The sequence below is a fragment of the Pseudomonas sp. SDO5215_S409 genome (assembly GCF_054071325.1).
In genome coordinates this window covers 1-225 of record NZ_JBSVWN010000219.1, presented here as the reverse complement: position 1 = coordinate 225, position 225 = coordinate 1, and the positions used below count along the sequence as shown (strand labels likewise).

The window sequence follows — 225 nt, the reverse complement described above, 5'->3', positions numbered from 1 at the left end:
GCCCGATGTCCCCGGTGCGATACAGCCGACCCTCGCTGAACGGGTCCTTGAGGAAACGTTCGGCGGTCAGTTCCGGGCGGTGCAAGTAACCACGGGCCACCTGTACGCCACCGATGAACAACTCGCCCACCACGCCCAGCGGCACCGGCTGCATCTGCGCATCCAGCACATACATACGGGTGTTGGCGATGGCCTTGCCGATCGGCGTGTTGTCCGGCGTCACCG

Annotated in this window: 1 protein-coding gene; it reads right to left on the bottom strand. The window is 65.3% G+C overall.

Annotated elements, in window-relative coordinates; translation table 11 throughout:
• A partial coding sequence (locus tag ACW9H9_RS28960) for an AMP-binding protein (RefSeq protein ID WP_457346758.1) occupies positions 1–225 on the bottom strand: 225 nt, incomplete at both ends.